General features: G+C 55.3%; 8 protein-coding genes and 1 pseudogene. 3 read left to right on the forward strand and 6 right to left on the reverse strand.

All coding sequences use genetic code 11. From position 1 onward, the window contains the following. Nucleotides 1-164: phospholipid carrier-dependent glycosyltransferase (locus IQ273_RS36115; protein WP_194026580.1), on the reverse strand; the 164-nt coding region annotated here is incomplete at its 3' end. Nucleotides 165-168: 4 nt separating this feature from the next. Continuing rightward, entirely contained in the window at nt 169-831 is a 663-nt protein-coding gene (locus IQ273_RS28975) for a glutathione S-transferase family protein (RefSeq protein ID WP_194026581.1), read from the reverse strand. 74 nt (nt 832-905) lie between these two features. Here IQ273_RS28975 and hisC point away from each other — a divergent pair, with 74 nt between their 5' ends. Continuing rightward, the gene (gene hisC, locus IQ273_RS28980; protein ID WP_194026582.1) at nt 906-1,964 is read left to right on the forward strand and encodes a histidinol-phosphate transaminase; all 1,059 of its coding nucleotides are present in this window, start codon (nt 906-908) and stop codon (nt 1,962-1,964) included. A 128-nt stretch (nt 1,965-2,092) separates the two neighbouring features. Here the strand turns inward: hisC and IQ273_RS28985 are convergent, their stop codons facing one another. From IQ273_RS28985 to IQ273_RS28990, 3 genes and pseudogenes are all read right to left on the reverse strand, one after another. Beyond that, nucleotides 2,093-2,305: a type II toxin-antitoxin system HicB family antitoxin gene (locus IQ273_RS28985; RefSeq protein ID WP_194026583.1), complete on the reverse strand. Its 213-nt coding sequence runs from the start codon at nt 2,303-2,305 to the stop codon at nt 2,093-2,095. Next, nucleotides 2,284-2,555 (reverse strand): annotated as a pseudogene (locus tag IQ273_RS36120) (type II toxin-antitoxin system HicA family toxin). The gene IQ273_RS28985 and the pseudogene IQ273_RS36120 overlap by 22 nt, the downstream one beginning before the upstream one ends. A gap of 222 nt (nt 2,556-2,777) precedes the next feature. Next, entirely contained in the window at nt 2,778-3,428 is a 651-nt protein-coding gene (locus IQ273_RS28990; protein ID WP_194026584.1) for a hypothetical protein, read from the reverse strand. 89 nt (nt 3,429-3,517) lie between these two features. Here IQ273_RS28990 and cobA point away from each other — a divergent pair, with 89 nt between their 5' ends. Both cobA and coaE read left to right on the forward strand, forming a co-directional pair. Beyond that, a complete protein-coding gene (gene cobA, locus IQ273_RS28995; RefSeq protein WP_194026585.1) occupies nt 3,518-5,065 on the forward strand; it encodes a uroporphyrinogen-III C-methyltransferase in 1,548 nt (515 codons plus the stop codon). Further along, a complete protein-coding gene (coaE, locus tag IQ273_RS29000) occupies nt 5,047-5,655 on the forward strand; it encodes a dephospho-CoA kinase (protein WP_194026586.1) in 609 nt (202 codons plus the stop codon). The genes cobA and coaE overlap by 19 nt, the downstream gene beginning before the upstream one ends. On the opposite strand, the gene IQ273_RS29005 is transcribed toward coaE, so the two are convergent. Beyond that, on the reverse strand, nt 5,599-6,262 hold a 664-nt coding region (locus tag IQ273_RS29005; protein WP_194026587.1), incomplete at its 5' end, for a hypothetical protein. The two genes, coaE and IQ273_RS29005, sit on opposite strands and share 57 nt — an antisense overlap.

Genomic DNA, 6,262 nt, shown 5'->3' on the forward strand with positions numbered 1-6,262 from the left:
AAGCTGGGGGTACCTTGCAGGTAGTCGAGGGCAAAGGGGACGTAGTAAACCTCGTCGAAGACCAGGCTGTGGGGTTGCCCCAGATGCCAAAAGCGCAGCGTCAGCGCCAGCGCCCCGATCGCCAGCAATCCCCATCTCAGCGGTATGACCTGCTTCACACCCACGTCGCTACTGGCCCTGGGCCGCCATGCGCTCTTTCATGCGATCGCGAAAGGCATCGAGATCCGCTGCCGTTGGCTGGGTGGTTTTCCAGGCGGGCCGATCCATTAGGCGATCGGTCCAGGCCTGTAGGGTGGGGTAGTCATCCATGGGTAGCCCCAGCGACTCAAACCAGGGGGCAAAGGTGCCTGCCACAACGTCTGCCAGGGTGATCTGGTCGCCGCAGAAAAAGGACTGATCGCTCAGCTTGTCGGCGTAGAACTTGAGCACCACCTCGGCATTTTGCTTGGCCTGGGCGATCGCCTCCTCAGGGTCTTGGCCAAAGCCCATCATCTGCTTGGTCAGTGGGTTAATGGCGGGCACCAGCTCATTCACCGTTACCATTTCGACCATGCGCATCGTGGCAACACCCTCGGGAGTGGTGGCCAGCAGTGAGGGCGTGGGGTACTTGGCCTCCAGATAGTCCAAAATGGCGAAGGATTCGATTACGGTGAAGCCATTGTCGACCAGCACGGGGATGTGGTGAAAGGGGTTGAGTGCCAAAAACTCAGGCTGAAACTGCTCTCCCCCCATGCTCATAGCCATTTCCTCAAAGGGCAAATTCTTCTCCAGCAGCGCCACCCAAACCCGACGAGAGTTGATTGACAGCGGGGTATGGTAAAAGGTCAGCATCGTCAGTTGCCTCGAACTATAAGATTCCTGTGATCTAGCATTTCACAGGCAAGTACCATCATCTACCACCCGAAATGAGTTACGTTCGCCCCAATATTGCCGCGATGGCTGGCTACGTGCCTGGAGAACAGCCCCGCCCCGGTTCAAACATCCTCAAGCTCAACTCCAACGAAAATCCTTATCCCCCTTCGCCGAAGGTAATCGAGGCGCTACGACAGTTTGAGGATGAGCAACTCAGGCGTTATCCTGACCCGTTTGCCCGCAGCTTTTGCCAGGCCATTAGTGCTGTTTTGGGCGTACCCGCAGACTGGATCATTGTCGGCAACGGCAGCGACGATCTGCTGAATCTTTTGGTGCGCGCTTGTACGGACGGCTCAGCCCGACCGATTGTCTACCCCACGCCGACCTATGTGCTGTACCGCACTCTGGCAGCGCTGCAACCTGCCACCGTGGTGGAAGTTCCCTATCCTGACGATTTTGGGTTTCCTCTAAAAGAGCTGGTGTCGGCCCAGGGGGCGATTACGTTCATTGCGTCGCCCAATAGCCCGTCGGGGCATGTGGTGGCGCTGCCCGACCTGCGAGCATTGGCGCAGCAGGCTTCGGGCTTGGTAGTAGTAGATGAAGCTTACGTTGATTTTGCCGAGGGCTCGGCGCTGCCACTGGTGCAGGAGTTTGAGAATGTAGTGGTATTGCGCACCCTGTCTAAAGGCTATTCGCTGGCGGGGCTGCGACTGGGGTTTGGGATTGCCAAACCAGCGCTACTGGCTGAGCTATTTAAGGTGAAAGATAGCTATAACGTGGATGCGATCGCGATCGCCCTAGGAACGGCGGCTATGCGCGATCAGGCCTACAAAAACGCCTGTGTAGATAAGATAAAAGCCTCGCGGGCGGCATTGACCAAAGAACTGCGGCATCTGGGGTTTACGGTGCTTGACTCTCACGGCAACTTTGTATTGGCCACGCCGCCCCAGGGCAACGCGGAGCAGCTGTATCTGACCTTAAAAGAGCAAGGCATTTTGGTACGCTACTTCAAACAGCCTTGGCTAGACGACAAACTGCGAATTTCGGTAGGCACCGAGGAGCAAAACCATGCCCTGATCGCCGCGATCGCCCGTTTAATCCATGACTCCTGAAGCGCTATGACTGGGTTAGGGCTGGCTGTATTGTTGACTAGCGGCGCTACTCAGACACTGAAATCTTTGTGTAGCCAGGCCAGAGCGGTGGAAACCGCTGTCCCCCCAAAAAACTTTAAACCGTACACTCAGGCAAAAAGGAGACGGCCTTTAGGGGTAGGAACAGGACGGCCCAGTTCCTGAGCGGTTTCAATCCATTCTTGAATAACGACCTCCGCGTTAGCCACGGTTGCTTGGTAAGTTTCCCCATCGGCAGCACAACCAGGAAGCTCAGGAACTTCAACAATGAAGGATTGATCTTCTTCGCTCCAGTAGATAATCAGTTCGTACTTAATGGGCATATTATTCCCCGGAGTTTATATTTCAAGACGATGACTCTTACCTGCTTAACCTGGTAGGCTTTGGCTTTTCCCTGTTTTGGCTGGAGGTTAAGAATTTCCTCTACATCATCCTTCGAGAAGATGTGATGGCTTCCTCTAATGCGCTCCTCAAATCCTAACAACTTAAGCAACTGACATAGCGGCTCAAAGGGAATATTAGCATCCGACTTGCCCGAAGGATTTTAAGTAAGAGCTTGTCCTGTTGGGTCATAGGGTAGAGCGCTCCGAAGGCTTCGAGATTTCGGGCTTCTGAGAGTATAACTCCCTTCAAGCGGGGACGCTCCCCAAGCGGGGACGAATTCGACAGAAGATAAGCACCGCAGACGCCTATCGAGCGTTTGTTGCCAAATTGGATGTATTGAACCAAGCTACGCTCCAGTACCTCCTATTCAGCGAATGATCAAAAACTTGTTTTTAACAGCAAAGCTTCATCTTATTTTCCTATGTTATCCCAGCTTAAAGATGAAGGTGGTGGCTCTTCATCTTCATAATAGGGTTGAAATAGAAAGCTTCCGTTAACTCCAAGCCTACCTGAACCATAACGGTTTGCCTTATAATTTATTTCAACAAAAATTCTAAGGAGACATTGAGTATCCTTTATAGAGTAAAAAACTTCATTTTCTATTTTGTCACTTTCAGTAACGCCAAGATTTGTTAGCCTGCTTTCCAGAATTGGTTGAGACGAACTCCAACTACCTCTAGACGTAGACACTTCCTGCCCAGGCTTAATTTGCGGAAATTCGTAATCATAGTATTTTATCTTTTCAAAAAGATGAATAAAATTAAACAAAATATTGTTTTTCTTTCTGCGCGATAGAAAAACCTTTGTTGTTACATCAATAGCAGACACGTCTTGACTATAATTGACTACTTTTACATCTATGAAATTGCCGCTAAGTCGATAAAATTCGCTGTAGGGATTGTGTTCATCCTCCTTTTTTATGGTTATCTTTCTTATTTCTGGCTTAAAGTCTAAACGTGGAAAATTGGCAAATTCAAACTGCTTTCTTGTATGCCAAAAGCCTGCAAAAGAGAGAAATAGTGCAAGGACGGAAATAAGAGTTGGTATGACTGTAAAGCTCATGGCGGCTGTAGCTGATGAAGATGTGACTCATTCAAATCTAGTCGGTCATCTGCGACCATTGAAGCATCCACACAGTGTAGTCTGTTGCCATGACTCAGCCAGGGACAGTTTATATCGTAGGGGCCGGGCCGGGGGCCATCGACTACCTTACCGTGCGGGGGTACAACCTGTTGCAGCGGGCCGAGTGCCTGGTCTACGACGCCTTGGTGGATGAGGCGTTGTTGAACCTGCTGCCCAGGGGTTGCGATCGCATCCACGTGGGCAAACGCGGCGGCCAGCCCAGCCCTCCTCAATCCGAAATCACTCAGCTCTTAGTCAAGCTGGCTCTAGAAGGGCGTCAGGTGGTACGCCTCAAAAGCGGTGACCCGTTTATCTTTGGCCGCACCGCCGCCGAGGTGCAAGCCCTGCGCGAGGCGGGCTGTCCGGTGGAGATCATTCCTGGCATCTCCTCGGCCCTAGCCGCCCCTCTGCTGGCGGGCATTCCCCTCACCGACCCGGTGTGGAGCCATGGCTTTGGCGTCTTTACCGCCCACAACCCCGATCTGCTCGACTGGCCCACCCTGGCCCGCCTGCACACCCTAGTGGTGCTGATGGGCAGCCGCCACCTCGAAGAGATCATCCAGCGCCTGCGCCAAAACGGCTGCCGGGGCGACATGCCGGTCGCCATTATTCGCTGGGGGGGGCACCCGCAGCAGCAGGTGTGGGAAGGGACTCTGCTCACCATTCGTCAGGTGACTCGCGGTGAAACGCTGTCGCCCTGCGTGATCGTATTTGGAGAAGTGGTGCGATTGCGGCGGTATTTGGAAGTATCTCAAAATCCAAAATCCAAAGTCCAAAATCCAAACCCCTCTCTCCCCCTCTCCCAAAAGACTATCCTGATCACCCGTGCTACGGAGCAATCAAGCGCCTTTGCCGATCTGCTCTCAGCCCAGGGGGCCACGGTGGTTGACCTGCCCGCATTAGAGATTCGCCCGCCGTCAACCTGGGCGGGGCTGGATGGGGCGATCGCGGCCCTGCCCACCTTTCACTGGCTGATTCTCTCTTCTGCCAATGCGGTGAATTTCTTTGTGGATCGCCTGCTCGATCAGGGCCGTGATCTGCGCGCCTTAAGCACGCTCAAAATTGCCGTGGTGGGCCGTAAAACGGCAGCAGTGCTGCGGCGGCGGGGGCTGGTGCCCGATTTTGTGCCGCCCGACTTTGTAGCCGATTCAATGGTGGTTCACTTTCCTGAGGCAGTAGCGGGGCAGCGGCTGCTATTTCCCCGTGTGGAGAGCGGCGGGCGAGAGGTGCTGGTGCAGGAATTTACCGCCGCTGGGGCCGAGGTAGTGGAGGTGGCGGCCTACGAGTCGGGCTGTCCAGAGTCCCCAGATGCCGAGGCAATCAAGGCGCTCAAGCAGGGCCGGGTGCATGTGATCACGTTTGCCAGTTCTAAGACCGTGACGCACACTGCACAGCTGTTGGAGCAGGGGTTGGGTACAGGCTGGCGTGAGGTACTTAATGGGGTGGCGATCGCCTCCATTGGCCCCAAAACCTCGGACAGCTGCCGCGAGCTGCTGGGCCGAGTCGATATTGAGCCAGCAGAGTACACCCTAGACGGGCTAACGGAGGCGATCGCCGCATGGGCCAGCGCATCATAGGGCTAACTGGGGGCATTGCTACGGGCAAGTCGACGGTGTCGGATTATCTGGCGCGGCAGCACCATCTGCCGGTGCTAGATGCCGATATCTATGCCCGCCAGGCCGTGGAGCCGGGGTCGAGAGGATTGGATGCGATCTCAGCCCGCTACGGAAAATCCCTGCTTCACCCCGACGGCAGCCTCAATCGAGCGCGACTCGGGGAAATCGTCTTTCATCAGCCCGCTGAAAAGACCTGGCTAGAGCAGCAGATTCACCCGGTCGTGCGCGAGTGTTTTAAGGATGCCATGGCTGAGCTTACCGAGGATCCTGTGGTGGTACAGGTCATTCCGCTGTTGTTTGAGGCCAATCTGACTGAGCAGGTGAGCGAAACCTGGGTCGTGAGCTGTCCTTTAGAGCATCAGCGCCAGCGCCTGATCGATCGCAATCACCTCACTCTAGATCAGGCCAACGCTCGCATTCAGAGCCAAATGCCTCTAGCCGAAAAAGTGGTTAGGGCCGATGTCGTTATCGACAATTCTGCTGATTTACCTACCCTATTCCGCCAGGTGGATGAGGCGTTGCAGCACGTCCCCGAGGGTCGCCGAGGATAGGGCATTGTCGGGCGTGGCGTAGGCGCTGTAAGGGCTAGCCTGAGTAGGCCCCTGGCGGCGGAGCCAGAGGGTACAGAGGGTAGTGCGAGCGGGCACACCGGGCCAGAGCTTTTGATGATTCGACACATCGAGCACGGTAGCCAGCGCGGTCTCGCGCTGTAGCCAGTGGCGTAGTGGAGTGCTGTTGCTCTGTGCCCAAAAGGGGTCGAGCACTACGGCGCAGCGACCACCGGGTCGCAGCAGCTGTAAGCTCCGTTCTAAAAACAACCGCGATCTGTAGAGTCGGCTCTGGCCCCCCTGACTACTGTAGGGGTAGTGTTTAGAGCGGCGTAAATACTGGCTGAGCCAGGTGAACTGGCCCCGATACTCGGCCCAGCCTTGGGTGAGGTCGGGGTCGATGGTGAGCACCTGGCGGTGATTGTGCAAGAACGTCGAGGGGGCAACATTCTTGCGCTCAAACAGTGTGGCGTAACGCTCGACAAACCCAGCCTGGGTGGCCTCTACCCCCCCGTGGGGAAAGTGGCTGAGCACGATATCAAAGCCGCCCTGATCGCGCAGTCGGTGGTGAAAATAAAACCCCCAGTGAAAGGGTTGAGCGGCCTCGACA

This window comes from Nodosilinea sp. LEGE 07298 (assembly GCF_015207265.1).
GTDB lineage: Bacteria > Cyanobacteriota > Cyanobacteriia > Phormidesmidales > Phormidesmidaceae > Nodosilinea.